At 58.4% G+C, this 22326-nt stretch carries 25 protein-coding genes; 21 read left to right on the forward strand and 4 right to left on the reverse strand.

The window, feature by feature from the left end; all coding sequences use genetic code 11:
• Window positions 1–77 precede the first annotated feature (77 nt).
• Entirely contained in the window at window positions 78–458 is a 381-nt protein-coding gene (locus AXE86_RS13600; RefSeq protein ID WP_442983624.1) for a hypothetical protein, read from the reverse strand.
• Between AXE86_RS13600 and rsmD the strand changes: the two genes are divergently transcribed.
• From rsmD to AXE86_RS09805, 17 genes are all read left to right on the forward strand, one after another.
• On the forward strand, window positions 445–999 hold the full coding sequence (gene rsmD / locus AXE86_RS09730; RefSeq protein ID WP_061946592.1) for a 16S rRNA (guanine(966)-N(2))-methyltransferase RsmD: 555 nt from the start codon (window positions 445–447) through the stop codon (window positions 997–999). The genes AXE86_RS13600 and rsmD overlap by 14 nt on opposite strands.
• Window positions 996–1487, forward strand: coding sequence for a pantetheine-phosphate adenylyltransferase (gene coaD, locus AXE86_RS09735; protein ID WP_061946593.1), 492 nt, complete (start codon window positions 996–998; stop codon window positions 1485–1487). The genes rsmD and coaD overlap by 4 nt, the downstream gene beginning before the upstream one ends.
• A gap of 36 nt (window positions 1488–1523) precedes the next feature.
• Window positions 1524–2063, forward strand: a complete 540-nt coding sequence (locus tag AXE86_RS09740) for a hypothetical protein (protein ID WP_009442443.1) — start codon at window positions 1524–1526, stop codon at window positions 2061–2063.
• A 64-nt stretch (window positions 2064–2127) separates the two neighbouring features.
• Complete coding sequence (locus tag AXE86_RS09745) at window positions 2128–2628, forward strand: YceD family protein (RefSeq protein WP_061946597.1); 501 nt, start codon at window positions 2128–2130, stop codon at window positions 2626–2628.
• Between the two features lie 15 nt (window positions 2629–2643).
• Window positions 2644–2823, forward strand: coding sequence for a 50S ribosomal protein L32 (rpmF, locus tag AXE86_RS12350; protein WP_006306287.1), 180 nt, complete (start codon window positions 2644–2646; stop codon window positions 2821–2823).
• Between the two features lie 155 nt (window positions 2824–2978).
• A complete protein-coding gene (gene fapR / locus AXE86_RS09750; RefSeq protein ID WP_009442439.1) occupies window positions 2979–3533 on the forward strand; it encodes a transcription factor FapR in 555 nt (184 codons plus the stop codon).
• Window positions 3534–3560: 27 nt separating this feature from the next.
• The gene (gene plsX, locus AXE86_RS09755; protein ID WP_061946599.1) at window positions 3561–4577 is read left to right on the forward strand and encodes a phosphate acyltransferase PlsX; all 1017 of its coding nucleotides are present in this window, start codon (window positions 3561–3563) and stop codon (window positions 4575–4577) included.
• Window positions 4570–5574 carry a beta-ketoacyl-ACP synthase III gene (locus tag AXE86_RS09760; RefSeq protein ID WP_061946601.1) on the forward strand — a complete coding sequence of 335 codons (1005 nt, stop codon included), beginning with the start codon at window positions 4570–4572 and terminating at the stop codon, window positions 5572–5574. Before plsX ends, AXE86_RS09760 begins: the two co-directional genes overlap by 8 nt.
• Window positions 5574–6521 (forward strand): enoyl-[acyl-carrier-protein] reductase FabK, encoded by a 948-nt coding sequence (gene fabK / locus AXE86_RS09765; protein ID WP_009442436.1) that lies wholly within the window; start codon window positions 5574–5576, stop codon window positions 6519–6521. Before AXE86_RS09760 ends, fabK begins: the two co-directional genes overlap by 1 nt.
• 11 nt (window positions 6522–6532) lie before the next feature.
• Entirely contained in the window at window positions 6533–7468 is a 936-nt protein-coding gene (gene fabD, locus AXE86_RS09770) for an ACP S-malonyltransferase (RefSeq protein ID WP_061946603.1), read from the forward strand.
• Window positions 7469–7505: 37 nt separating this feature from the next.
• Window positions 7506–8249, forward strand: coding sequence for a 3-oxoacyl-[acyl-carrier-protein] reductase (fabG, locus tag AXE86_RS09775; RefSeq protein ID WP_061946606.1), 744 nt, complete (start codon window positions 7506–7508; stop codon window positions 8247–8249).
• A 34-nt stretch (window positions 8250–8283) separates the two neighbouring features.
• A complete protein-coding gene (locus AXE86_RS09780) occupies window positions 8284–8514 on the forward strand; it encodes an acyl carrier protein (protein WP_009442433.1) in 231 nt (76 codons plus the stop codon).
• Between the two features lie 252 nt (window positions 8515–8766).
• The gene (locus tag AXE86_RS09785; protein WP_061946608.1) at window positions 8767–9714 is read left to right on the forward strand and encodes an NAD(P)H-dependent flavin oxidoreductase; all 948 of its coding nucleotides are present in this window, start codon (window positions 8767–8769) and stop codon (window positions 9712–9714) included.
• A gap of 19 nt (window positions 9715–9733) precedes the next feature.
• Window positions 9734–10984, forward strand: coding sequence for a beta-ketoacyl-ACP synthase II (gene fabF / locus AXE86_RS09790; protein ID WP_061946610.1), 1251 nt, complete (start codon window positions 9734–9736; stop codon window positions 10982–10984).
• Window positions 10981–11697 carry a ribonuclease III gene (gene rnc, locus AXE86_RS09795; RefSeq protein ID WP_061946612.1) on the forward strand — a complete coding sequence of 239 codons (717 nt, stop codon included), beginning with the start codon at window positions 10981–10983 and terminating at the stop codon, window positions 11695–11697. Before fabF ends, rnc begins: the two co-directional genes overlap by 4 nt.
• A gap of 162 nt (window positions 11698–11859) precedes the next feature.
• Complete coding sequence (locus AXE86_RS09800) at window positions 11860–13050, forward strand: efflux RND transporter periplasmic adaptor subunit (protein ID WP_061946614.1); 1191 nt, start codon at window positions 11860–11862, stop codon at window positions 13048–13050.
• Window positions 13051–13062: 12 nt separating this feature from the next.
• Entirely contained in the window at window positions 13063–16254 is a 3192-nt protein-coding gene (locus AXE86_RS09805; RefSeq protein ID WP_061946616.1) for an efflux RND transporter permease subunit, read from the forward strand.
• Between the two features lie 173 nt (window positions 16255–16427).
• On the opposite strand, the gene AXE86_RS09810 is transcribed toward AXE86_RS09805, so the two are convergent.
• From AXE86_RS09810 to AXE86_RS09820, 3 genes are read right to left on the reverse strand one after another with little or no spacing between them, the layout of a single operon-like run.
• Window positions 16428–16760, reverse strand: a complete 333-nt coding sequence (locus tag AXE86_RS09810; RefSeq protein ID WP_061946618.1) for a branched-chain amino acid transporter permease — start codon at window positions 16758–16760, stop codon at window positions 16428–16430.
• Window positions 16757–17464 carry an AzlC family ABC transporter permease gene (locus tag AXE86_RS09815; RefSeq protein WP_061946620.1) on the reverse strand — a complete coding sequence of 236 codons (708 nt, stop codon included), beginning with the start codon at window positions 17462–17464 and terminating at the stop codon, window positions 16757–16759. The genes AXE86_RS09810 and AXE86_RS09815 overlap by 4 nt, the downstream gene beginning before the upstream one ends.
• Window positions 17461–18018, reverse strand: coding sequence for a DNA-3-methyladenine glycosylase I (locus AXE86_RS09820; RefSeq protein WP_061946622.1), 558 nt, complete (start codon window positions 18016–18018; stop codon window positions 17461–17463). The genes AXE86_RS09815 and AXE86_RS09820 overlap by 4 nt, the downstream gene beginning before the upstream one ends.
• Window positions 18019–18392: 374 nt before the next feature.
• On the opposite strand from AXE86_RS09820, the gene AXE86_RS09825 reads away from it, so the two are divergent.
• From AXE86_RS09825 to AXE86_RS09840, 4 genes are all read left to right on the forward strand, one after another.
• Window positions 18393–19388, forward strand: a complete 996-nt coding sequence (locus AXE86_RS09825) for an ABC transporter substrate-binding protein (RefSeq protein ID WP_061946625.1) — start codon at window positions 18393–18395, stop codon at window positions 19386–19388.
• A 24-nt stretch (window positions 19389–19412) separates the two neighbouring features.
• Window positions 19413–20399 (forward strand): ABC transporter substrate-binding protein, encoded by a 987-nt coding sequence (locus AXE86_RS09830; protein WP_061946995.1) that lies wholly within the window; start codon window positions 19413–19415, stop codon window positions 20397–20399.
• A 69-nt stretch (window positions 20400–20468) separates the two neighbouring features.
• A complete protein-coding gene (locus AXE86_RS09835) occupies window positions 20469–21350 on the forward strand; it encodes an ABC transporter permease (RefSeq protein ID WP_039981537.1) in 882 nt (293 codons plus the stop codon).
• Window positions 21350–22144 carry an ABC transporter ATP-binding protein gene (locus tag AXE86_RS09840; protein WP_061946627.1) on the forward strand — a complete coding sequence of 265 codons (795 nt, stop codon included), beginning with the start codon at window positions 21350–21352 and terminating at the stop codon, window positions 22142–22144. Before AXE86_RS09835 ends, AXE86_RS09840 begins: the two co-directional genes overlap by 1 nt.
• The last annotated feature ends 182 nt before the right edge of the window (window positions 22145–22326 follow it).

Genomic DNA, 22326 nt, shown 5'->3' on the forward strand with positions numbered 1-22326 from the left:
AAACTAGCCGTAAAGAGGGCGTGCCTCCCACCATGCAGGGCTGCACCACACACAAAGCCGCGTGCGGCATTGAAACTTCAGAATTGTTCTTCATAAAGAATCCCTCCTAAAAGCTGCACCACCAACAAAGCCGCGTGCGGCATTGAAACGAAACAAGTCCGGCTTTTGTCGCCATGTACATCTTGGCTGCACCACCCACAAAGCCGCGTGCCTACATTGATTCCTATGTAGAGGCGTTTGCACAGAAGCTTCAACATGATCTGTGAGATATCGTTGTCAATAGAGCTGGAATGAGCTGCATCGTTCCGGCTTTTTTGCTGCGCAAAATTCTTTCCCGCAGAGCGGCAGCTGCTTTTTCGTTGCGTGTGATACGGGAAGCAGGTTGAAATGCGAATGCGAATTGTGGTAAAATAGGAAAGTCTAATGACTGGCAGGAGGAATGCGATGCGGATCATCACGGGGAGCGCACGCGGTACGCGCCTGAAATCTCCTGCGGGGGATGGGACGCGCCCGACTGCCGATCGCACACGTGAGGCACTTTTCAGTATGCTCGGCAGCCGTGTGGTCGATGCGCGCGTGCTCGATCTCTTTGCTGGGACGGGGGCGCTCGCGCTGGAGGCACTCTCGCGCGGAGCGGCGTCCGCCGTGCTCGTCGACCGCACGACGCAGGCCATTCTCGCGGAGAATGCGACACGCACGAAGCTCACGGGGCGGGTGGAGATCCGCCGCGGCGATGTCTATGCCGCCGCCGCAGAGCTCGCGCGTGAGGGGCGTACGTTCGACCTCATCTTTGCCGACCCGCCCTATGCGCACGGCGATAATGACCGCGTGTTGGAGGCGGCGGCTCGCGGCGCGCTGCTCGCTGCGGGAGGTCTCCTCGTCCTCGAACAGGGGGCGGGAGAGGAGATCGTTCTGCAGGCGGGGGCACTCCGCCTGATGCGCGAGCGACGCTACGGTGCGGCGCGGATCTGTTTTTATGCAGAGGAGGAGCAGGGATGAGACGGGCGGTTTTTGCCGGGAGTTTCGATCCCGTGACGACGGGGCACATTGATATTGTGGAGCGCGCAGCGTCCATGTTCGATGAGCTCATTGTCTGCATTTTCCACAATGTCGCCAAGGAGGGATGTTTCCCTCTGGAGCAGCGCGTCGAGTTTCTCCGCACGGCGACGGCGCATGTGCCGAATGTGCGGGTGGATGTGTCCTCCGGCCTGCTGACCGACTATATGAGGCGGGAGAGGGCACACGTCGTGGTGCGCGGCCTGCGCTCGGTGAAGGATTTCGAGTATGAGGAGAATCATGCGGCGATGGTGCGCCATCTCATGCCCGAGAGCGATACGATTTTTTTGCTCACGCGCCCGGATCTGACGTTCATCAGTTCCTCGGGGGTGCGCGAGCTGATCCGCTTCCGTGGACCGGTGCAGGGGATTGTTCCGCCGCCTGTGGAGCAGGCGATTCTGAAACTGTATGAAAAACCCCGACGGGGATAACGTGCCGTATGGTGCGCAGGAAAAGGAGCTAGATTTATGGCAGTAACGGATACGCTGAAGAAACTGGAAGACCTCGTTGCGGATGCCTCGCATCTTCCCTTTAGCGATAAGGCACTGGTGAATGATGATGAGATTGTGCATCTCGTGGAGGAGCTGCGCATGGATCTCCCCAAGGAGCTGAACCGTGCGGCGGAGATCATGCAGGAGCAGGAGGGGATCATCGCCCGCGCCAATGAGCAGGCGAAGAATATCGTCAGTGCCGCTGAGGCGCGCGCCAATCAGCTCCTCGAGGAGAGCGAGATCGTCATCCAGGCGAAGGAGCGTGCGCGGGCGATCATGCAGCAGTCGCAGGATCAGGCGCGCGAGCTGATGGAGCAGTCGCAGGCGAATGCCACGCGTTTGCAGAGCGATGCGGATGCCTATGCAAATCAGGTGTTCGAGCAGCTGATCGCCCACGTCGGCAGTACGTTCAAGGGCGTCCAGCAGGCGGAGGCCGGGCTGAATCAGGCGCTCAATGTCCTGCGCACGGCCAAGGCCCAGATGAATGCGCCGCAGGGCGACGGACAGGAACTCTGAGCAACATGAAAACCAGCCTTGACAATGGGGAAAACCACCGCTATAATGTGAAAGGTCATGCGTCATGATGAAGCTGGATGTCGCCGCTTTGGCATCTGCTCCGGGGGAAAGCCGCGAATTCACATTTTCGGTGACGCCGGAATCTCTGGATCTCGGGGACAGCACCACTGCCTATCGTGGGGCGGTGCATGTTGAAGGAACGGTGATGGATACCGGAACGTCCTTCCGTATTGTGGGGACGGTGCGGGCTGTCCGTGCGTTTGTCTGTGACCGCTGTCTTGCCGAAGGCGAGCGGGAAAATACGTATGATTTTTCTGAGGACTATGCGAAGACTCCGGGAGAAGTGGATGAGACGGAGGGCTGCGATGGTGAGACCATCGTGCTTGACCCGCTCGTGCGCGATACCCTCCTTGTGGCTGAGCCGCTGCGTGAGCTGTGTAAGTCTGACTGTAAGGGGCTCTGTCCGGTTTGCGGACAGAACCTGAATGAGGGGACATGTACGTGCAATACGTTCGTCCCCGATCCCCGACTGGCGGCTTTAGAGAGCCTGCTCAAGAACGATTAAGGAGGTGTATCCAAAGTGGCAGTACCAAAGAGAAAGACCTCGAAGGCACGTCGCGACCGTCGCCGTGCCAACTGGAAGCTCGAAGCACCGCACTATGTATCGTGCCCGCAGTGTCATGAGCCGAAGCTCCCGCATCACGTGTGCATGGAGTGCGGTTACTATGACGGAAAACCTGTGGCCGAGGCGGCTGAATGAGGACGAAGCGAACAGCTGCAAGAAGTCGAAAGGCTTTTTGCAGCTGTTTTTTTGCGATTTTCTCTTGCTTTTCTTTTTAGTACCTAGTATAATGCTTTCATACTGATAGCAGTAGGTGCTAAAGTGATAGTGAAGCGAGAGGAGGGAACGGCGCGATGACGGAGAAGAAACGACGGCGTCAGGAGTCGTTGGTGCTTGCCGTGCGCAAGGAGCCGTTCCTGACCGATGAGGCACTGGCGCGACGGCTCTCTGTGAGCGTGCAGACGGTACGGCTCGACCGCACAGAGCTGGGGATCCCAGAGCTGCGTGCCCGTGTGCGGACGCTCGCCGAGAATGCGCGTGAGAAGGTGCGCGCCATCCCGCATGCGGAGGTGGTCGGCGATCTGCTGTCCCTTGAGCTGGGAGTGCGTGGGACGTCGGCGCTGAAGGTGACGGACGATCACCTCTTTGCCGACTCGGAGATCGCACGCGGGACGGCGCTCTTTTCACAGGCAAACTCACTGGCACTTGCGATTGTCGATGCGCCGCTCGCGGTCACGGGGGTCGCGAACGTCAAATATAAAACCCCTATCTACAAGGGGGATACGGTCATCGCACAGGCGGAGATCGTGAAGATACGCGGCAATAAAATTTTTGTCTGGGTCAAGACCTACCGTGATGGGCGGGAGGTCTTCCGCGCCAAATTTATCGTGGTTTCACTCGGAAAATGAGGACGACAGGGGAGAAGGGAGTGCAGGATGCGTATAGCAGTTGATGCGATGGGCGGCGATTTTGCGCCGAAGGAGATTGTCCGTGGGGCGATTGATGCGGCGAAGAAATACGACTGCGAGATCGTACTGGTCGGCGATGAGGCAAAGATTCGCGCGGAGCTGGGCGGAGCGGATACGGATGCCCTGCATATCTCCATCGTCCATGCGGCGGATGTGATCGGCATGGACGAGGCTCCGGCGGAGGCAGTGCGCTCCAAGAAGGACGCCTCGATTGTCGTCGCTACGTGCATGGTGAAGGATGGAGAGTGCGACGCCGTGTTTTCCGCGGGCTCGACGGGAGCTGCGGTCACGGCGGCACAGCTCATCCTCCATCGCATCCGTGGGGTCAGCCGCCCCACGATCGCAACACCGATGCCGACCCCGGACGGTGTGACGCTAATGCTGGACTCGGGCGCCAACGTAGACTCGAAGCCCGAGCATCTGGTGCAGAGCGCGGTGATGGGCTCGCTCTACGCCCAGTATGTCTTCGGCGTCGAGCGTCCGCGCGTCGGCCTGCTCAACATCGGCGAGGAGGAGACGAAGGGGAATGAACAGGCAAAGGAGACGTACCCGCTCCTGAAGACCGATCCGAATATATACTTTTGCGGGAATGCTGAGGGGCGCGATGTACCCAAGGGGAATTTCGATGTGGTCGTCTGCGACGGCTTTGTCGGAAATGTCGTGTTGAAGTTCGCCGAGGGGCTTGCCAAGACGATTCTGGGACTGATCCGCGAGGAGATTCGCGGGGCAGGCCTGATGGCAAAACTCGGCGCGCTGCTCCTCATGCCGACCCTGCGGCATCTGGGCAAGCGCCTCGATGTCCGTGAGTACGGCGGCGCGCCGCTCCTCGGCGTGAACGGCTGCTGTGTGATCGGGCATGGCTCTTCGGACGCAAAGTCCATCGCGAGTGCGATCGGTGTGGCCGTCAGCTATGTCAACGGCAAGGTGCTCGATCAGATTCGCGATGCACTCGCAAAGGATGAGGAGGAAACAGGCCGTGTCTAAGATTAGTGCAGGCATCCTCGGAACGGGGTACTATGTCCCCAAACGGGTGCTGACGAACTTTGATCTGGAGAAGATGGTGCAGACGAACGATGCTTGGATCGTTGAGCGGACGGGCATTCACGAGCGACGTATTGCTGCACCGGATGAGCCTGTCTCGGCGCTGGCACAGCGCGCTGCCGAGATGGCGCTTGCCGATGCCGGTGTTGCGGCAGCGGATCTCGATCTCATCATCATGGCGACGCTCACCTCCGACCGCATCATTCCCGCGACGGCGTGCGTTTTGCAGGATCGCCTCGGCGCGAAGCACGCGGCAGCGTTTGATCTCTCGGCGGCGTGCTCCGGATTCGTCTATGCTGCGTCGATCGCGGCGCAGTTCATCGAGAGCGGCGTCTATCGTCACGTCCTCGTGATCGGCGGCGAGACCCTCTCGAAGGTCATTGACTGGACGGATCGCAACACCTGTATCCTCTTTGGTGATGGGGCAGGGGCAGCGGTCTTCGGTGCCGTCGAGGACGGCTACGGCATGCGCGCGTTCGATCTCGGCAGCGACGGCTCGGGGGCGGATGCTCTCGATATCCCGTCGAGCGGCAGCCTTTGTCCCGTTACGCCGGAGACGATTGAGCAGCGGCTCAACTTCGTTCACATGGACGGCAAGGCGGTGTTCCGCTTTGCCGCCAAGGTCATGGGAAAGACCGTTGAGACATCCCTCCATCGTGCAGGGATGGAGAGGGAGGAGCTGGACTATCTCGTTCCGCATCAGGCGAATATCCGTATTATCCAGGCGGCAGCCAAGCGATTGGCGATGCCGATGGAAAAAGTTATTATAAATATTCATCATTACGGCAATATGTCTGCCGCGTCCATCCCTGTCGCCCTCGCGGAGGCGGCGCACGCACATCGGTTCAAAAAGGGAGACAATATCGCCCTCGCGGGGTTCGGTGCGGGACTCACATGGGCATCGTGTATTATGAAGTGGGCGAAGGAGGAGAACGGTTAATGTTTGAACATAATCCGATCTGTCAGATGCTTGGCATCAAGTATCCTATTTTTCAGGGAGGCATGGCGTGGATCGGCACAGCGGAGCTTGCCTCCGCCGTCTCCAATGCCGGCGGGCTAGGACTCATCGGCGCAGGTCACATGCCGCCCGACGCACTCCGCGCCGAGATTCAGAAGGTCAAGGGATGGACGGATAAGCCCTTCGGTGTCAATGTGATGCTCATGAGTCCGTTTGTCAAAGAGGTCATGCAGGTCGTCCTCGAGGAACGCGTGCCGGTCATCACGACGGGCGCGGGCAATCCCGGCGAGTACGTTCCCGCACTCAAGGAAATCGGCTCGAAGGTCATTCCTGTTGTCGCCTCTGTGGCACTCGCACGCCGCCTAGAGCGTACGGGGGTCGATGCCGTGATCGCTGAGGGCACGGAGTCCGGCGGTCACATCGGCGAGATCACGACGATGGCACTCCTGCCGCAGGTGGTGGATGCGCTCCACGTTCCCGTCATCGGCGCGGGCGGCATCGGTGATGCACGCGGTATGGCGGCGGCGTTTGCCCTTGGCGCACAGGCGATCCAGATGGGGTCGCGCTTCGTCCTGAGCACGGAGTGTATTGCGCATCCGAACTACAAGAATGCCGTTCTGAAGGCAAAGGATCGCTCGACGGTCGTCACGGGACGCTCGCTCGGGCATCCTGCGCGCGTCCTCCACAATAAGCTCTCGCGCAAGTACGAGGAGATGGAGGCGGCGGGGGCGTCGCACGAGGAGCTCGAGCAGCTCGGTGTCGGCAGTCTGCACCGCGCCACCCATGAGGGCGATGTCGAGAACGGCTCGGTCATGATCGGTGAGATCTCGGGCATGCTCTCGGACATCAAGCCGGTCAAGGAGATCATCGAGGATATTGTGCGGGATCTGCCGGGCGCGATGGATGCCGCACGCAAGGTCTGTGACTAAGGAGTACCAGAATGGGAAAACTTGCATTTTTGTTCCCGGGACAGGGGGCACAGGTCGTCGGCATGGGCAGAGACTTCTACGATGCCTATGACCTCGCAAAGGAGCGTTTTGCCGAGGCGGATGAGGCACTCGGCTACTCCATCAGTAAGCTCTGCTTTGAGGGCCCTGCGGATCAGCTCCAGCTGACCGAGAATACCCAGCCGGCCATCCTCACCGTCTCCGTGATTGCGGCGCAGCTGCTGCAGGAACGCGGCGTTTCCCCGGCGATCGCGGGCGGACACAGCCTCGGTGAGTATGCAGCGCTCGTTCTCGCGGGTGCGCTCTCCTTCCGTGACGCCGTCGTGCTCGTGCACAAGCGCGGTGCCTATATGCAGGAGGCTGTGCCCGTGGGCGAGGGCGCGATGGCGGCGATCATCGGTCTGGACGACGCGACGATCATCGACGCCTGTGCCGCAGCAAGTGCACAGGGAGCGGTACAGGCCGTCAACTTCAACTGCCCGGGGCAGACGGTCATCGCCGGCGCCGAAAAGGGCGTTTCTGCTGCGGTTGAACTGCTCAAGGAAAAGGGGGCAAAGAAGGCGGTCATTCTTCCCGTCTCTGCACCGTTCCACTCGACGCTCATGGCACCGGCGGCAAAGAAGCTCGCCGCAGAGCTCGACAAGGTGGCACTCCATGACGCGGCGTTTCCCATCGTCTCGAACTATACGGGGGGGCTGCAGCAGACGGCGGCGGAGATCAAGGAGAATCTCGTCGCACAGGCGGATCATCCTGTGCGCTGGATCGCATGCGTTGCGACGATGCGCGACTTCGGTGCGGATACGTACATCGAGTGCGGACCGGGCAAGACGCTCGCAGGCTTCAACAAGCGCATCGACAAGACGCTGACGAGCCTGAATGTCGAGGATGAAGCATCTCTGCAAAAAACACTTGACACACTTAACAAGTAATGATTAAATAAATTCGTTATAATGAAGGAGGGCTTTCATGCTTCTTGATGGGAAGATTGCTCTTGTTACGGGCGGATCCCGCGGGATTGGACGTGCGATTGCGCTTCGTCTTGCTGAAGAGGGGGCGAAAGTCGCGATTAACTATGCCGGCAATCGGACGGCTGCCGAGGAGGTCAAGGCGATCATCGACCAGCACGGCGGTACGGCGATGATCGTTCAGACCGATGTCTCCGACAGCACGGCGGCGGCCGAGATGGTCGCACGCGTGCATGAGGAGCTCGGCGGGCTGGATATTCTCGTCAACAACGCGGGCATCACGCGCGATACGCTTCTCCTCCGTATGAAGGATGAGGATTTCGATGCCGTCATCAATACGAATCTCAAGGGGATTTATGCCTGCACAAAGGCCGCTGCAAAGTTCATGACGAAGCAGCGCAGCGGACGTATAGTGAATCTCTCCTCCGTTGTTGGTGAGATCGGGAACATCGGACAGACAAACTACGCAGCTGCAAAGGCGGGCGTGATCGGCTTTTCCAAGGCGGCGGCAAAGGAGCTCGCCGCACGGCATGTGACGGTCAACGTCGTTGCGCCCGGCTTTATCGACACCGATATGACAGCTGTCCTGAAGGACAGCATCCGTGAGAGGCTCATCGAGAGCATCCCCCTCGGAGCACTCGGCAAACCGGAGCATGTTGCCGATGCCGTTCTCTTCCTTGTAAGCGATGTGGCATCGTATATTACCGGCCAGGTACTCAACGTAGACGGCGGCATGGTGATGTAGCATATAACATCTTATTTAAAGGAGGTGAGAACACATGGCAACGTTTGACAAGGTTCGCGACATTGTCGTTGAGCAGCTTGGCTCGGAGGCTGATGAGGTCACCTTGGAGTCGACGTTTATTGACGATCTTGGTGCTGATTCCCTCGACATCGTTGAGCTCATCATGGCATTTGAGGAAGAGTTTAACGTCGAGATCCCTGATGAGGCTGCTGAGAAGATCAAGACGGTTCAGGATGTCGTCAATTACATCGACCAGCACAAGTAATGGACTGCGGCCGCGCTGCGGCACTGCACCATATCGGTCTTTTTGGGAAATCCCGTGACAGCTGAGGCGCACGGGATTTTTCTCAAAAGGCGGAATTAATTATGTATAAAACCAGGGCTTCTGTGTGCCCTGCATGAATAGATCCGCCTTCCATCCGGCGGTACAAACGAACAGCAATGGGTGGAGGGGGAGCCAAAACTTCTACGGAGAGACCTGCCGGAGGCAGTGCACTTTCCCGATTGGAGGGCTTATATGAGACTACCCGAGGTGAGGATCGGCAAGAAAGTGGCTACGATCCCCATCATTCAGGGCGGCATGGCGATTCGCATTACGACGGCGCGTCTCGCTGCTGCCGCTGCAAACGAGGGAGGGATCGGGCTCATTGCAGCATCCGGCATGAAGCCGAAGGAGCTGCGCTATGAGATCCGGCTCGCACGCTCACTTTCTCCCCATGGGATCATCGGCATCAACGAGATGGTCGCGGCAAACGACTTTGCTGATGCCGTTAAAATTGCCATCGACGAGGGCATTGATCTCGTCGTCGCAGGCGCTGGATTCTCTCGTGATATGTTCCAGTACGGCAAGGAATCGGGGACGCCGATCGTGCCGATTGTCTCCTCGGCAAAACTGGCGAAGATCTCCGAAAAACTCGGTGCGGCTGCCGTCGTGGTCGAGGGCAAGGAGGCAGGCGGACATCTCGGTACAGATCAGTCGGTGCGCAGCATCATCTCCGATGTCCGCGCCGCAGTGAAAATCCCCGTGTTTGCCGCCGGCGGCATTCTGACGGGACAGGATATTGCCGATCTGCACAAGATGGGCGCTGACGGTGTGCAGCTCGGCTCGCGCTTTGCCGCGAGCGTCGAGTCCAATGCGGCACCGTCGCTGAAAGAGTACTATCTGAAGACGAAGAAGGAGGACGTGGTCATCATCCATAGTCCCGTGGGGCTCCCTGGGCGTGCCGTGCGCACCCCGTTCTCCGCGCGGATCATGGAGGGACCCGTACCGCCGAAGGTCTGCGACCACTGCCTCAAGCAGTGCGATCACCACTTCTGCATCATCCGTGCGCTCTCGCGTGCACAGCAGGGCGACGTGGAGACGGGACTTGTCTTTACCGGCGAATTTATGCCGCGTATTGATCGCATTATGAGTGTTCATGAGATATTTGAGGAGTTGAAACAGCAGCTCGCAGCAGCGAATTAGCGGAAAGGAGTCGGTTGGTTTGAAACAGAGGATAGTCGTTACGGGGGTCGGCCCGATCACACCGATCGGCATCGGCAAGGAGGCGTTCTGGGATGCGCTTCTCGCAGGAAAGAACGGCATCGACCGCATCACCCACTTCGACGCGACACGCTACGCCGCGCAGATTGCCGGCGAGGTCAAGGATTTTTCCATTGACGGTTACATCGACAAGAAGGAAGCCAAGCGCATGGATCGCTATGCGCAGTTTGCCGTCGTCTCGGCGGGCATGGCATTGAAGGATGCGGGGCTCGATCTCGATAAGGAGAACCGTGACCGCATCGGCGCCTATGTCGGCGCGGGCATCGGCGGCATCGAGACGATGCACAGCACCTATGAGCGTCTCTTTGAAAAGGGCCCCGAGCGTGTCAGTCCCTTTTTCATCCCCATGATGATCGCCAACATGGCAGCGGGGCAGGTCGCGATCAACTACGGTCTGCACGGCCCGGTGTCCTGCATCGTGACAGCATGCGCCACGGGTGCGAACTGTGTCGGCGATGCCTATCGCGTCATGCAGCGCGGTGAGGCGGACGTCATGATCGCGGGCGGCACGGAGGCGAGCATCTCCGAGGCGGCGAGTGCGGGCTTTGCGGCGATGAAGGCGCTCTGCACGGATCACAATGACGATCCTGCGCACGCTTCGCGTCCCTTTGACAAGAACCGCTCGGGGTTCGTCATGGGCGAGGGCGCAGGGCTGGTCGTGCTCGAGACGCTCGAACACGCCGAGGCGCGCGGTGCGCATATCTACGCAGAGCTTGTCGGCTACGGCTCGAACTCGGACGGCTATCATATCACGAGCCCGGCGCCGCACGGCGAGTATCAGGCAAAGTGCATGCAGCTGGCACTCGATGATGCAGGGCTGCGTCCCGAGGACGTCGACTATGTCAATGCACATGGCACGTCCACGCACATGAACGATCTCTGTGAGACCGAGGCGATCAAGACGGTCTGGGGTGGGGCGGCGAAGGATGTCGCCGTCTCCTCGATCAAGTCCATGACGGGACATCTTCTCGGAGCGGCAGGCAGTGTGGAGCTGATCGCGAGCGCTCTTGCGGTGGAGAACGATATGCTCCCGCCGACGATCAACTACGAGACGCCGGATGAGGGGCTGGATCTGGACTATGTGCCGAACAAAGCACGCGCTAAGACAGTGCGTGCGGCGATTTCCAACTCGTTCGGCTTTGGCGGACACAACGCCTGTCTCGTCGTTAAGAAATACGCGAAAGAATCATGACATATCCGATAACGGAAAAAAGGCGCGCGGAACTCGTGCGCCTTTCTGCGTCCCTCGGCGTAGATTTTGCCAATCTCTCCACCCTCGACGAGGCGCTGACCCATCCCTCCTATGCCAACGAGGCACGGGGACACGCAGCACATAACGAGCGGCTGGAGTTTCTGGGCGATGCCGTTCTCGAGCTCGCGATCAGTACGTATCTCTACGACGCCTATCCGCACTGTGCGGAGGGGGAGCTGACGAAGATGCGCGCGAGTCTCGTGCAGAGCGAGACGCTCGCACGGCTGGCGCGCCGGCTGCATCTCGGAGCACATCTGCGCATGGGGCGCGGCGAGATGCTCGGCGGCGGGGCAGAGCGGCAGAACAACCTCGAGAACGTCTTTGAGGCGGTGATCGGCGCGGTCTATCTTGATCGTGGCTGGGATGCGGCACGCACCTATGTGCAGCGTCAGTTTGTCGACGAGCTGCCGCATCTGCGGCAGGAACACGTCGCACAGGACTACAAGACGATGCTGCAGGAATACGTGCAGGGACATGATCATGAGCCCATCGCCTATGAGCAGGTCGCTGAGAGCGGACCCGATCACGACAAGCGTTTCACGATGCGCGTCCGCATCGGTACAGCACCGTTGGGTGAGGGGACAGGACGCAGCAAGAAAGAGGCAGAGCAGCACGCTGCGGCGGCAGCGCTGGAACGTTTGAGGAAACGGTAAAAATACGGTGAAAGCATGCATCAATCTTGACTTTTGCCGTGGATTTCGATAAGATAAACTTACTATGGCAGGGATTCCGACGATGGATACCTGCTCTTCTTCTATGAAGGACTGAAGCATTTTGTACCTCGTTGCGGGAAATGGGAAGAGGAGGTTATTCACTTGTTTGAGATAAGGAAAGGACTTGGCGTATTTGCCGCCGCTGCACTGACACTCAGCCTAGTGCTCACGGGCTGTGGCGGAGAAAAGCAGAGGGGCGCACGTCCCACTGCCGTCAAGGCGATGAATGTCCTGCGGCAGGACGCGCCGCTGACGCACGTCTATGCCGGACAGATCATGGGCACGGACGAGGTGAAGATCCAGTCGCGCGTCTCCGGCAACATCGTGGAGAAATACATCACCGGCGGCCAGCCTGTACGCGCGGGGCAGCCACTCTACCGCATCGACGCGCGCCAGTATGAGAGCGCACTCCTGCAGGCAAAGGCGAATCTCGCGCAGTCGGAGGCGACGCTTGCCAACGCGCGCATGGATCTCGACCGCTACCAGCAGCTCTACGCAAACGCGGCGATTTCCGAGCAGACCGTGAGCAACCAGCAGGCGCAGGTGAATGCCTATGAGGCTGCAGTTGCGGCGCACCAGGCAATGGTGCAGCAGGCGCAGGAGAACCTCGACGATACGACGATCTACGCACCGATGTCGGGGCAGCTCTCCGTCGATGATGTTGCCGTCGGCACCTTTGTGTCGGCAGGTTCGACAACGTTGGTCTCCATGGGCACGTCGAACCCCATCTATGCGAAGTTTAGTCTCTCAGAGAACGAGTACCTGAATTTTGTCGAGCAGGCGGTACAGCAGGGCGGTATCGGCTCTGTCGTAGTGACGCTGACTCTCTCGAACGGCTCGAAGTATCCGATCACAGGCCATATCGTTACGTCTGACCGCGCACTGACGGCACAGACGGGCACGCTGACGGTCAAGGCACTCTTTGACAATCCCGACGGACTCCTCCTGCCGGGCATGTTCGCACGCGTCACGCTGATCGGCGATACGATTCCAAATGCACTCCTCGTTCCCGAGCGTGCCGTGCAGCAGCTCCTTGGCAAATCCTTCGTTATGGTCGTCGGCGCAAACAACAAGGCAGAAGCCCGCACGATCACCCTCGGGGATAAGATCGGCAGCTACTATGTCGTGAAGGACGGTCTGGATGCCTCGGACACGGTCGTCGTCGAAGGCCTCACGACGCTCCAGGAGGGCGGCGATCTCGCGGTGACGATGGTGACGCCGGACGATATGGGGTTCACGCTTGAGGGAGATTCCTCTGACTTTAATGCGAGCGCACCGACGCCCGCGCAGTAAGGAGGAAATCCGTTGGCAAAATTTTTCATTCACCGACCGATCTTTGCGATTGTTATCGCATTGATCATTGTTATCGTCGGAACGCTGGCTGGGTTTTCGCTGCCAATTGCGCAGTATCCACAGATTTCTCCGCCAACGGTTTCGGTGTCGGCATCCTATACGGGCGCGAGCGCTGCCGTTGTCAATGAGACGGTCGCACAGGTCATCGAGGAACAGATCAACGGTACGCAGGGAATGGACTATATGAGCTCCACCTCCGACGATACCGGACGCTACAGTCTCTCTGTCACCTTTGATGTCGGTACGGACGGCGATATGGACGCAGTCAAGGTGCAGAACAATGCCGCCGGAGCCAACGCAAGCCTGCCCTCCTCAGTCCAGTCTGCGGGGGTCACAACGCGTAAGTCATCGGGGCAGATGGCCTACTTTGTCTCGCTATATTCCGAGGACGGCACGTATGACCGCACCTTTATGAAGAACTATGCGACGCTCTACTTCCTCGATGCGATAAAGCGCATCAACGGTGTCGGCGACGTGCAGGTCTTTGGCTCAGACTATGCGATGCGCGTCTGGCTGAATCCTGACCGCCTCGCTGAGCTCGGCCTGACCGTCGCAGACATCACGGCGGCGATCAAGGAGCAGAACGTACAGGCTCCTGCCGGCACCGTGGGCGGCATGCCCACGGTCAACGGGCAGGAAAAACAGTTTACGGGCAAGGTGCAGGGACGTCTTACGACGCCTGAGGAGTTCGGCAATGTTATCATCGCCTCGGGCAAGGACGGCTCGTTTGTCCGCCTGAAAGATGTTGCACGCATCGAGACGGGAGCGCGCAACAATAACATCGTTGCGAAGTTCAACGGCTATCCTGCTGTCGGCTTCGGCATACAGCTCACCTCGGATGCGAATGCAATGATTACCCTCGCCGAGGTGCGCAAGGTGCTTGCGGAGGCGGAGAAGACGTTCCCGCCCGGGCTCAAGATGAAGTCGGTCTTTGACAGTACGGACTATATCAATGCGTCCATCAAAGAGGTGGTTCACACCTTCGTCGAGGCATTGCTGCTCGTCGTGCTCGTCATCTTCGTCTTTTTGCAGAGCTGGCGCGCAACGATTATCCCGCTGCTCGCCGTGCCGGTCTCGCTCATCGGTACATTCGGCACATTCGTCCTCTTGGATTTTTCCATCAATACCCTGACGCTCTTTGCGATGGTGCTTGCCATCGGCCTCGTCGTTGATGATGCCATTGTCGTTATCGAGAACGTAGAGCATCACATGGAGAGTGGGCTCTCGCCTGTGGACGCAACGGAGCGTGCCATGGCGGAGGTGCAGGGGCCGGTTGTGGCTATCGCCTTCGTCCTTGCGGCTGTTTTTGTCCCCGTCGCATTCCTGGGCGGTATGATGGGCGTGCTCTATAAGCAGTTCGCTCTAACCATTGCGATCGCGATGGCACTCTCCGCCTTCGTTGCCCTGACACTGACGCCCGCACTCTGTGCGATGATGCTGAAGCCAAAGAAGGAGAGCAATTCAGGGGGCGTACTCGACCGCTTCTTTGCTTGGTTTAACCGTGTCTTTGACCGTACGCGCAAGGGCTATGTCGGCGTCGTCTCAAGATTCATCCGCAAGTCGCGTATTGCCGTCGTGTTCCTGCTCATCGTCTGCGGTCTGACCGCCATCATCTACCGCAACCTCCCGTCGACGTTTGTTCCCGAGGAGGATCAGGGCTATCTGATGATCGCCATTCAGCTCCCGTCCGGGGCATCCACGAATCAGACACAGAAGGTCGTGGACAAGATCCAGCAGGCGGCGCAGAAGGAGATCAAGGGGCAAGATGCCGTCATGGCGATCAACGGCTTTGACATTCTCGCCGGCGGGGCAAATTCCAACGGCGCAGTTGTCTTTGTCGGTATGAAGGATTGGTCACAGCGTTCCGGTTTGGCTGAGTCCGTCGCCGCCGCAGTCGGAACGATGTTCCGCGTGGGGGCGATGGAGGCACCGGAGGCGACCGTCGTCGCCATCAACCCGCCGGCTCTGCCGGGGCTCGGCAACGTCGGCGGCTGGTCGCTCCAGCTGCAGGATATGAGCGGTCACTCGGATACCGAGCTGAACGACATCGTGAATGCTATCCTCGCCGAGGCGCGGACGCGTCCTGAGCTGCAGGGCGTTCGTACTACGTTCAAGATCAATGCGCCGAGCTATCAGTACGAGATTGACCGCGAGAAGGTCAAAAATCTCGGTGTGCAGCTTTCGGACGTGTTTACGGCACTGCAGACCAACTTTGGCGGCTACGAGGTCAACGACTTTAATCAGTTCGGCCGCACCTATAAGGTCGTACTCCAGTCTGCGACGCCGTATCGTACAGAGGCAGAGGCCGCGAAGTTCATCTTTGTCCGCAATTCGGCGGGAGAGATGGTACCGCTCGATACCCTCCTGAAGCCGAAACTCACGACTGGTCCGACACAGATCAGCCGCTTTAACGGCGCACGTTCGATCAACATACAGGGGAATGCGGCATCGGGATACAGTTCGGGCCAGGCGATGAACGCCATCACCGAGGTGGTGCAGCATCACATCAACTCCGGCTTCTCGATCGCATGGTCTGGGCAGAGCCGCGAGGAACAGAAGTCGGCGAACTCGACGATGCAGATTCTCGCGCTCGCACTGCTCTTTGTCTTCCTCTGTCTGGCGGCTCTCTATGAGAGCTGGAGCGTGCCGTTTGCCGTGCTCTTCACCGTGCCGACGGGCATCTTCGGTGCTCTCTTTGCCGAGTACATTCTCGCCGCGATCTTCGGGGCGATCGGCATTCCTGCACCGGGCTATCAGAACAGCGTCTACATGCAGATCGGTGTTATCATGGTCATCGGCCTTGCCGCGAAGAACGCCATCCTGATCGTCGAGTTCGCAAAGGTGCGCGTGGATCGCGGCATGGATCCGCTGAAGGCAGCCATCCAGGCGGCAGGACTGCGCCTGCGCCCGATTCTCATGACCTCGTTTGCGTTCATCATCGGCTGTCTGCCGCTCTGTATGGCGTCCGGTGCGGGTGCAGCGGCGCGCAACGGCATGGGTGTCGCCGTCGTTGGCGGAATGCTCTGTGCGACGGTGCTCGGCGTATTCCTCATTCCAGTGTTCTACGTCATTGTCGACCGCATCTCGCGGATGTTCGGCATCAGCAAGAAAGCGAAGACACGCACGGCGGACGATTATATGTAAAAAAGTGACTCTTTCACATCCCTCTATCGGCGCGCTGTGCCGGTATTCTCAAAGGCCTTCCCCGTGATCACGGGGAAGGGGGACCGCGTAAGCGGTGGAAGGGGCACAAAGATAAGGCTGCTTCACGAAGTTTCACGCTTCGTGAAGCAGCCTTTTTGTTTTCTTTATTATCTTTATGTAGTAAATATGAACTGAACGAGGAGCATATAGACTGCCGTTCCGCCGCCGATGGAGAGAAGCATCTGACGGAATTTCAAATGCAGGAGTGCTGTGACGGCGATGGCAATCCCCTCAGGCATGCCGTGCGTTCCGCTGAGGAGAGATACGTCCTTCAGGCAGTAAACGACGAGCATCCCGAAGACGGCGGCGGGGAGGACGTTGCCGAGGTAGCGAACAAGCGGCGGCGTCGGCTTTTTCTCCGAGAGGAGGAGAAAGGGGAGTGCGCGCGTGAGCACGCTCGCAAGCGCACAGAGTCTGATCGTGATGCACTGCTCGGTAAGACTCATGCCGTCTCCCTCCTCTCGATGATGGGGCGCAGGATGAGGCATCCGAGGAGGAGCATCCCCATGGTCGGCAGCATGAATGCATCTCGGCCGAATATTACGAGCGCAAGTACAGCAGCGGCGATGCCGAGGATGCCCGTCAGATGCTGCGGATCGTTCTTCCACTGTTCAATGAAGATCACGACAAAGAGTGCGGTCATGGCAAACTCAATGCCGGATGTGTTGATGGGCAGAGCGCTTCCGATCAGTCCGCCGAGCGTGGCCCCTGCGACCCAGTAGAGCTGGTTCAGAAGGGTGACAAAGAACATGAACCAGCCTGTGTCGATATGCGGCGGGATCTTTGCCGTATAGTTGATGGAGAATGACTCGTCACACATTCCGTAGATCAGGTACGGCTTTTTCCATCCCATTCCACGGTATTTCTCAAACATGGAGATGCCGTAGAAGATATGCCGCCCCTGCACCATGAGGGCGAGCAGAAACGTTTCGAGCGGGGCAAAGGGAGCGAGGAGGAGCGCCGTGGCAATGAACTCAAGCGAACCGCCGAAGATGATCGCGCTCATCGCCATTGGGTAGAGGAAGGAGAAGCCCAATGCATTCATGTAGATGCCATAGGCAATCCCAAGGAAAAAAATTGCGAGGATGGGGACGGTGTAGGGGAAGGCGGCGCGCAGGGCAGCGAGCGGGACGTTCGCCATTCCTTTCATGGCTGCCTCCAGTCGCAGTCCTCTGCGTGTGCGGCAAGCACGCCGATTGCCTGCAGTGTCGAGTAGATCGACGTCGAGCCGACAAATTTCATCCCGCGTCGCTTCAAATCCTTTGTGATGCGGTCGGAGAGGGGAGATGTGGTGCGGAGCTCCCAGCTCTCGCGGATGGACTTTCCCTCGGTGAAGCCCCAGATATAGGCGTCGAACGAGCCGTATTCACGAACGATGTCGAGAAAGACGCGGCTGTTCGTGATGCTCGCCTCGATCTTGCGGCGGTTGCGGACGATGCCCGCATCCTGCATGAGCGTATCTATCTTTGCTGCGCCAAATGCGGCGACGCGCTCCGGGAGAAATCCATCGTAGGCACGGCGGAAATTCTCGCGCTTGTGCAGGATCGTCGCCCACGAGAGTCCCGCCTGAAACGTCTCCAAGAGAAAGAGCTCATAGAGTGCGTGATCGTCATGGAGCGGGACGCCCCACTCTTCGTCATGGTACTTGATATAGATGGGATCATCTGGATTGACCCATGCACATCGTCTGCATTTTTTCTCCATACTCCCCGTTGTTCTCCTCTCCCGCCTTGCGATACGTCGTATTCTAGTAATCTTTGAATATAGGAAGCACTGATCAATTCGGCACAACCATCTTGACGCATCTTTTTCGCCCGCTTTTCGTTAGCAAATCCTCCACATAGCCCTCGCTATGCGTCCGGTTTGCTGCCTCAATCGGACAAAAAATCTACGCCAATCTGGCAGACCTCATTTTATCAGTGCTTCCTATATTGTCAAGGATAGGGGGCAGTTCCTCTTTCGTGTGATAGCGATAGATTAGCGCATCATTTGACGTTATCCCACTAGCTTTTTTCTTGTTGTCCATGTATAATGAAAAAGATTCAAAAATTTGATAGGAAAGAAAAGGTGGAGATTCGATGCGGATGAAAACGGCAATGAAGGCAGTTGCTCTTGGCGTCGCCGCCCTCGGGCTTCTGTCTCTCTCAGGCTGTGGGAAAAGTCAGCAGGCGAGCGGGGAGAAGACCTATAAGATCGGTGTCGTTCAGCTGGTGGAGCACAATGCGCTCGATGCGGCGAACCGTGGCTTTGTCGACGGGCTGAAGGCACGCGGCTACGAGGAGGGGAAGAACCTCACGATCGACCGCCAGAATGCACAGGCGGACCAGTCCAATCTCCAGAACATTGCGCAGCGTTTTGTCAGCGACAAGGTCGATCTCATCTGCGCGATTGCAACGCCTGCGGCACAATCGGTAGCGAATGTGACGAAGGATATCCCCATCGTCGGGACGGCGATCACGGACTATGTGAGCGCAAAGCTCGTCCAGTCGAATGAGAAGCCGGGCGGAAATGTGACGGGCACGAGCGATCTGAATCCGATCAAGAAGCAGATCGATCTCCTCATGCAGCTCTATCCGAATGCAAAGGTCATCGGGACGGTGTACTCCTCGAGTGAGATCAACTCGGAGACGCAGATCAAGGCGATGAAGGAGTACGCGGAGTCGAAGGGGCTGACGGTACGTGCTGCGACGGTATCGACGGTCAATGACATCCCGCAGGCGGCACAGAGTCTTGTCGGCGATGTCGATGTGTTCTATGAGCCGACGGACAATGTGATTTCCTCCTCGATCCCGACGCTCGTCAGTGTTACGGATGCGGCGGGCAAGGCGGTCATTTGCGCCGAGCCGTACATGGTCACGGGCGGCTGTCTCGCGACCTACGGCATCGACTACTACAAGCTCGGCGTGCAGACGGGTGATATGGCGGCCGACATTCTCGACGGCAAGGCAAAGCCCGCAGATATGCCGATTGAGACGGCACGTGACTTAACGCTGGTGGTCAGCAAGGGCAACGCAGAGCGGCTCGGGCTGACGATTCCGGAGGAGGTTCTGAAGGATGCAACACTGGTGGACTGATGAATGGATGATGATGGGACGTTGATGCGGATGAATAATTGGATGAAATGTGCCGCTCTTGGACTGACGGCACTCGGACTTGTGGCGGCGGGCTGCGGACAGCAGACGCAGCAAGGAGAGAAGACCTACAAGGTCGGGATTGTTCAGCTTGTAGAGCACAGATCGCTTGACGACGCCAACCGCGGATTTGTTGACGGGCTGAAGGAACGCGGCTATGAGGAGGGGAAGAACCTCACGATTGACCGTCAGAATGCGCAGGCGGATCAGTCCAACCTCCAGAATATCGTTCAGCGCTTTATCAGTGACAAGGTTGACCTAATCTGTGCGATTGCGACACCGGCAGTACAGTCTGCTGCGAATGCGACGAAGGATATTCCCATCGTCGGTACGGCTGTGACGGACTACGTGAGTGCGAAGGTCGTCGCATCGAATGATGCCCCGGGCGGCAACGTGACGGGGACGAGCGATCTCGCGCCCATCGCGGAGCAGATTGACCTCCTGATGCAGCTCTATCCGAATGCCAAGACCATCGGAACGATCTACTCATCGAGTGAGATCAACTCAGAGATTCAGGTCAAGGCAATGACGGAGTATGCACAGTCCAAAGGGCTGACGGTGCGTACGGCGACGATCTCGACGGTCAACGACATCCAGCAGGCAGCGCAGAGTATGGTGAACGATGTGGATGTGTTCTATGAGCCGACGGATAATGTGATCGCATCGGCGATTCCGACTCTTACAAGCATTACGGATCCTGCGGGCAAAGGCGTGATCTGTGGCTATGTCGGCGGTGTTACGGCAGGTGCGCTTGCGACGAAGGGCATTGACTACTACAAGCTCGGCGTACAGACGGGCAATATGGCGGCGGACATCTTTGAAGGAAAGAAGCCGGCCACGATGCCGATCGAGACGGCACATGACCTCACAGTGGTCATCAACAAGAAGAATGCAGAGAAGATCGGGCTGACGATTCCTGCGGATGTGTTAAACGGTGCGACCATCGTCGAGTAACAAGCCATCGACACAAAGAGAGCGGGCACGCACGGTGTCCGCTTTTTTACGGAGTTTGGGAGTGACATTATGGATCTCGTTGTAGCGACGGCTGCGCAGGGTGTCCTTTGGGGACTCTATGCGCTGGGCGTCTATCTGACCTATCGCGTACTGGATATTGCCGACCTGACCGTGGAGGGCAGCTTTCCGCTCGGTGCGGCAGTCGCCGCCTCAATGCTGATGGCTGGCTATGCGCCGATCACTGCGATCTTTGCCGCCTGCATGGCAGGGTGTGTCTCCGGGATCGTGACGGGATTTTTCTGCACGAAACTCAAGATTCCCGCGCTGCTCGCCGGTATTTTGACAATGATCGGGCTGTACTCCATCAATCTGCACGTCATGGGAAAGGCGAATCTGCCGCTCCTACAGCGTGAGACGCTGTTTACCCAGTGGAATATCTGGGGGCTGGATGCCTCGACCAATATCCTCCTCATCGGGACGGTCGTTGTCGTTCTTGCCATCCTGCTGACGTACTGGTTTTTCGGCACGGAGCTCGGGACGGCGATTCGCGCAACGGGGGCGAACCCGCACATGATCCGCGCAAACGGTGTGAACACGGATGTGATGATTGTTCTCGGACTGCTTCTCTCGAACGGGATGGTCGCGGTCTGCGGCGCCCTTGTCGCGCAGAGCAACGGCTTCGCCGATGTCGGTATGGGGACGGGTACGATTGTCATTGGACTTGCCTCCGTCATCATCGGCGAGGTGCTCTTTGGCACGCGCAGCTTTAAGAACTGGCTGATCTCCGTGGTGCTCGGCTCGGTCGTCTATCGCGCCGTCATCGCGATCGTGCTTCAGCTCGGTATGCAGCCGAATGACCTCAAGCTCTTTACGGCGATCCTCGTGGCGATCGCACTCTCGCTCCCGCTCATTCAGGAGAAGTACCATGCGATGCGGAAGGGGGCAGAGTGATGCTGCAGATCGAGGATATTAAGAAAACATTTAACCCCGGGACGATTACGGAGAAAAAGGCTCTCTCGGGCATCAGCCTTCACCTTCGCCCCGGTGATTTCGTCACCGTGATCGGCGGCAACGGTGCAGGCAAGTCCACGCTGATGAACGCCATCGCGGGGGCGATCTCGGTCGATGCGGGGAAGATCTACATCGCGGGCGAGGATATTACGAAGTGGCCGGAGCACCGCCGTGCAAAGTTCATCGGACGCGTTTTCCAAGATCCGATGATGGGGACGGCGGCACGCATGATGATCGAGGAAAATCTCGCCATCGCGGCGCGGCGCGGGCAGACGCCGACACTCAAATGGGGCTCGACGAGTGAGATGCGCGATGTGTTTCGTGAGAAGCTCGCGCGCCTGAAACTCGGTCTGGAGGACCGCCTTTCCTCGCGTGTCGGGCTTCTCTCGGGCGGACAGAGGCAGGCACTGACACTTCTCATGGCGACGCTCGTCAAGCCGCATTTGCTCCTCCTCGATGAGCATACGGCAGCACTTGATCCGAAGACGGCGGCGAAGGTGCTGGAACTGACCCAGCAGATCGTCGCGGAGGACCAGCTGACGACGCTGATGATTACGCACAATATGAAGGATGCCCTGCGCTACGGCAACCGCCTCATCATGCTGCATGAGGGGCGCATCCTCTTCGATGTGCCGCAGGAGAAAAAGGAGGGGCTGACCACGCGCGACCTGCTCTCCATGTTTGAACAGGCAGCGGGCAGCGAGCTGGCGAGCGACAGCCTCCTGCTGAGTTAGGAAAGCATTGATAAGATGAAGTTTGCCGTATTAGCATTGACTTTTGACCGTGCTTTGGCGCGAGATCTCGATCTTAGATTGTAAAATAATAGGCAAACGATAGTTCTTAATTAAAACCTAACGCGCTTCACAAGGCGTTTTAAAATCGTTCCGATATAGTAATCAATGTAAGCGAGAGAGCG

It is taken from the genome of Selenomonas sp. oral taxon 136 (assembly GCF_001554015.1).
In the GTDB taxonomy this organism is placed as follows: Bacteria; Bacillota; Negativicutes; order Selenomonadales; family Selenomonadaceae; genus Centipeda; species Centipeda felix.

Coding starts and splice junctions, on each gene's coding strand:
- rsmD (WP_061946592.1), top strand. CDS start 445: ATGCGGATCATCACGGGGAGCGCACGCGGTACGCGCCTGAAATCTCCT.
- coaD (WP_061946593.1), top strand. CDS start 996: ATGAGACGGGCGGTTTTTGCCGGGAGTTTCGATCCCGTGACGACGGGG.
- AXE86_RS09740 (WP_009442443.1), top strand. CDS start 1,524: ATGGCAGTAACGGATACGCTGAAGAAACTGGAAGACCTCGTTGCGGAT.
- AXE86_RS09745 (WP_061946597.1), top strand. CDS start 2,128: ATGATGAAGCTGGATGTCGCCGCTTTGGCATCTGCTCCGGGGGAAAGC.
- fapR (WP_009442439.1), top strand. CDS start 2,979: ATGACGGAGAAGAAACGACGGCGTCAGGAGTCGTTGGTGCTTGCCGTG.
- plsX (WP_061946599.1), top strand. CDS start 3,561: ATGCGTATAGCAGTTGATGCGATGGGCGGCGATTTTGCGCCGAAGGAG.
- fabK (WP_009442436.1), top strand. CDS start 5,574: ATGTTTGAACATAATCCGATCTGTCAGATGCTTGGCATCAAGTATCCT.
- fabD (WP_061946603.1), top strand. CDS start 6,533: ATGGGAAAACTTGCATTTTTGTTCCCGGGACAGGGGGCACAGGTCGTC.
- fabG (WP_061946606.1), top strand. CDS start 7,506: ATGCTTCTTGATGGGAAGATTGCTCTTGTTACGGGCGGATCCCGCGGG.
- AXE86_RS09780 (WP_009442433.1), top strand. CDS start 8,284: ATGGCAACGTTTGACAAGGTTCGCGACATTGTCGTTGAGCAGCTTGGC.
- AXE86_RS09785 (WP_061946608.1), top strand. CDS start 8,767: ATGAGACTACCCGAGGTGAGGATCGGCAAGAAAGTGGCTACGATCCCC.
- rnc (WP_061946612.1), top strand. CDS start 10,981: ATGACATATCCGATAACGGAAAAAAGGCGCGCGGAACTCGTGCGCCTT.
- AXE86_RS09810 (WP_061946618.1), bottom strand. CDS start 16,760: ATGAGTCTTACCGAGCAGTGCATCACGATCAGACTCTGTGCGCTTGCG.
- AXE86_RS09815 (WP_061946620.1), bottom strand. CDS start 17,464: ATGAAAGGAATGGCGAACGTCCCGCTCGCTGCCCTGCGCGCCGCCTTC.
- AXE86_RS09820 (WP_061946622.1), bottom strand. CDS start 18,018: ATGGAGAAAAAATGCAGACGATGTGCATGGGTCAATCCAGATGATCCC.
- AXE86_RS09825 (WP_061946625.1), top strand. CDS start 18,393: ATGCGGATGAAAACGGCAATGAAGGCAGTTGCTCTTGGCGTCGCCGCC.
- AXE86_RS09830 (WP_061946995.1), top strand. CDS start 19,413: ATGCGGATGAATAATTGGATGAAATGTGCCGCTCTTGGACTGACGGCA.
- AXE86_RS09835 (WP_039981537.1), top strand. CDS start 20,469: ATGGATCTCGTTGTAGCGACGGCTGCGCAGGGTGTCCTTTGGGGACTC.
- AXE86_RS09840 (WP_061946627.1), top strand. CDS start 21,350: ATGCTGCAGATCGAGGATATTAAGAAAACATTTAACCCCGGGACGATT.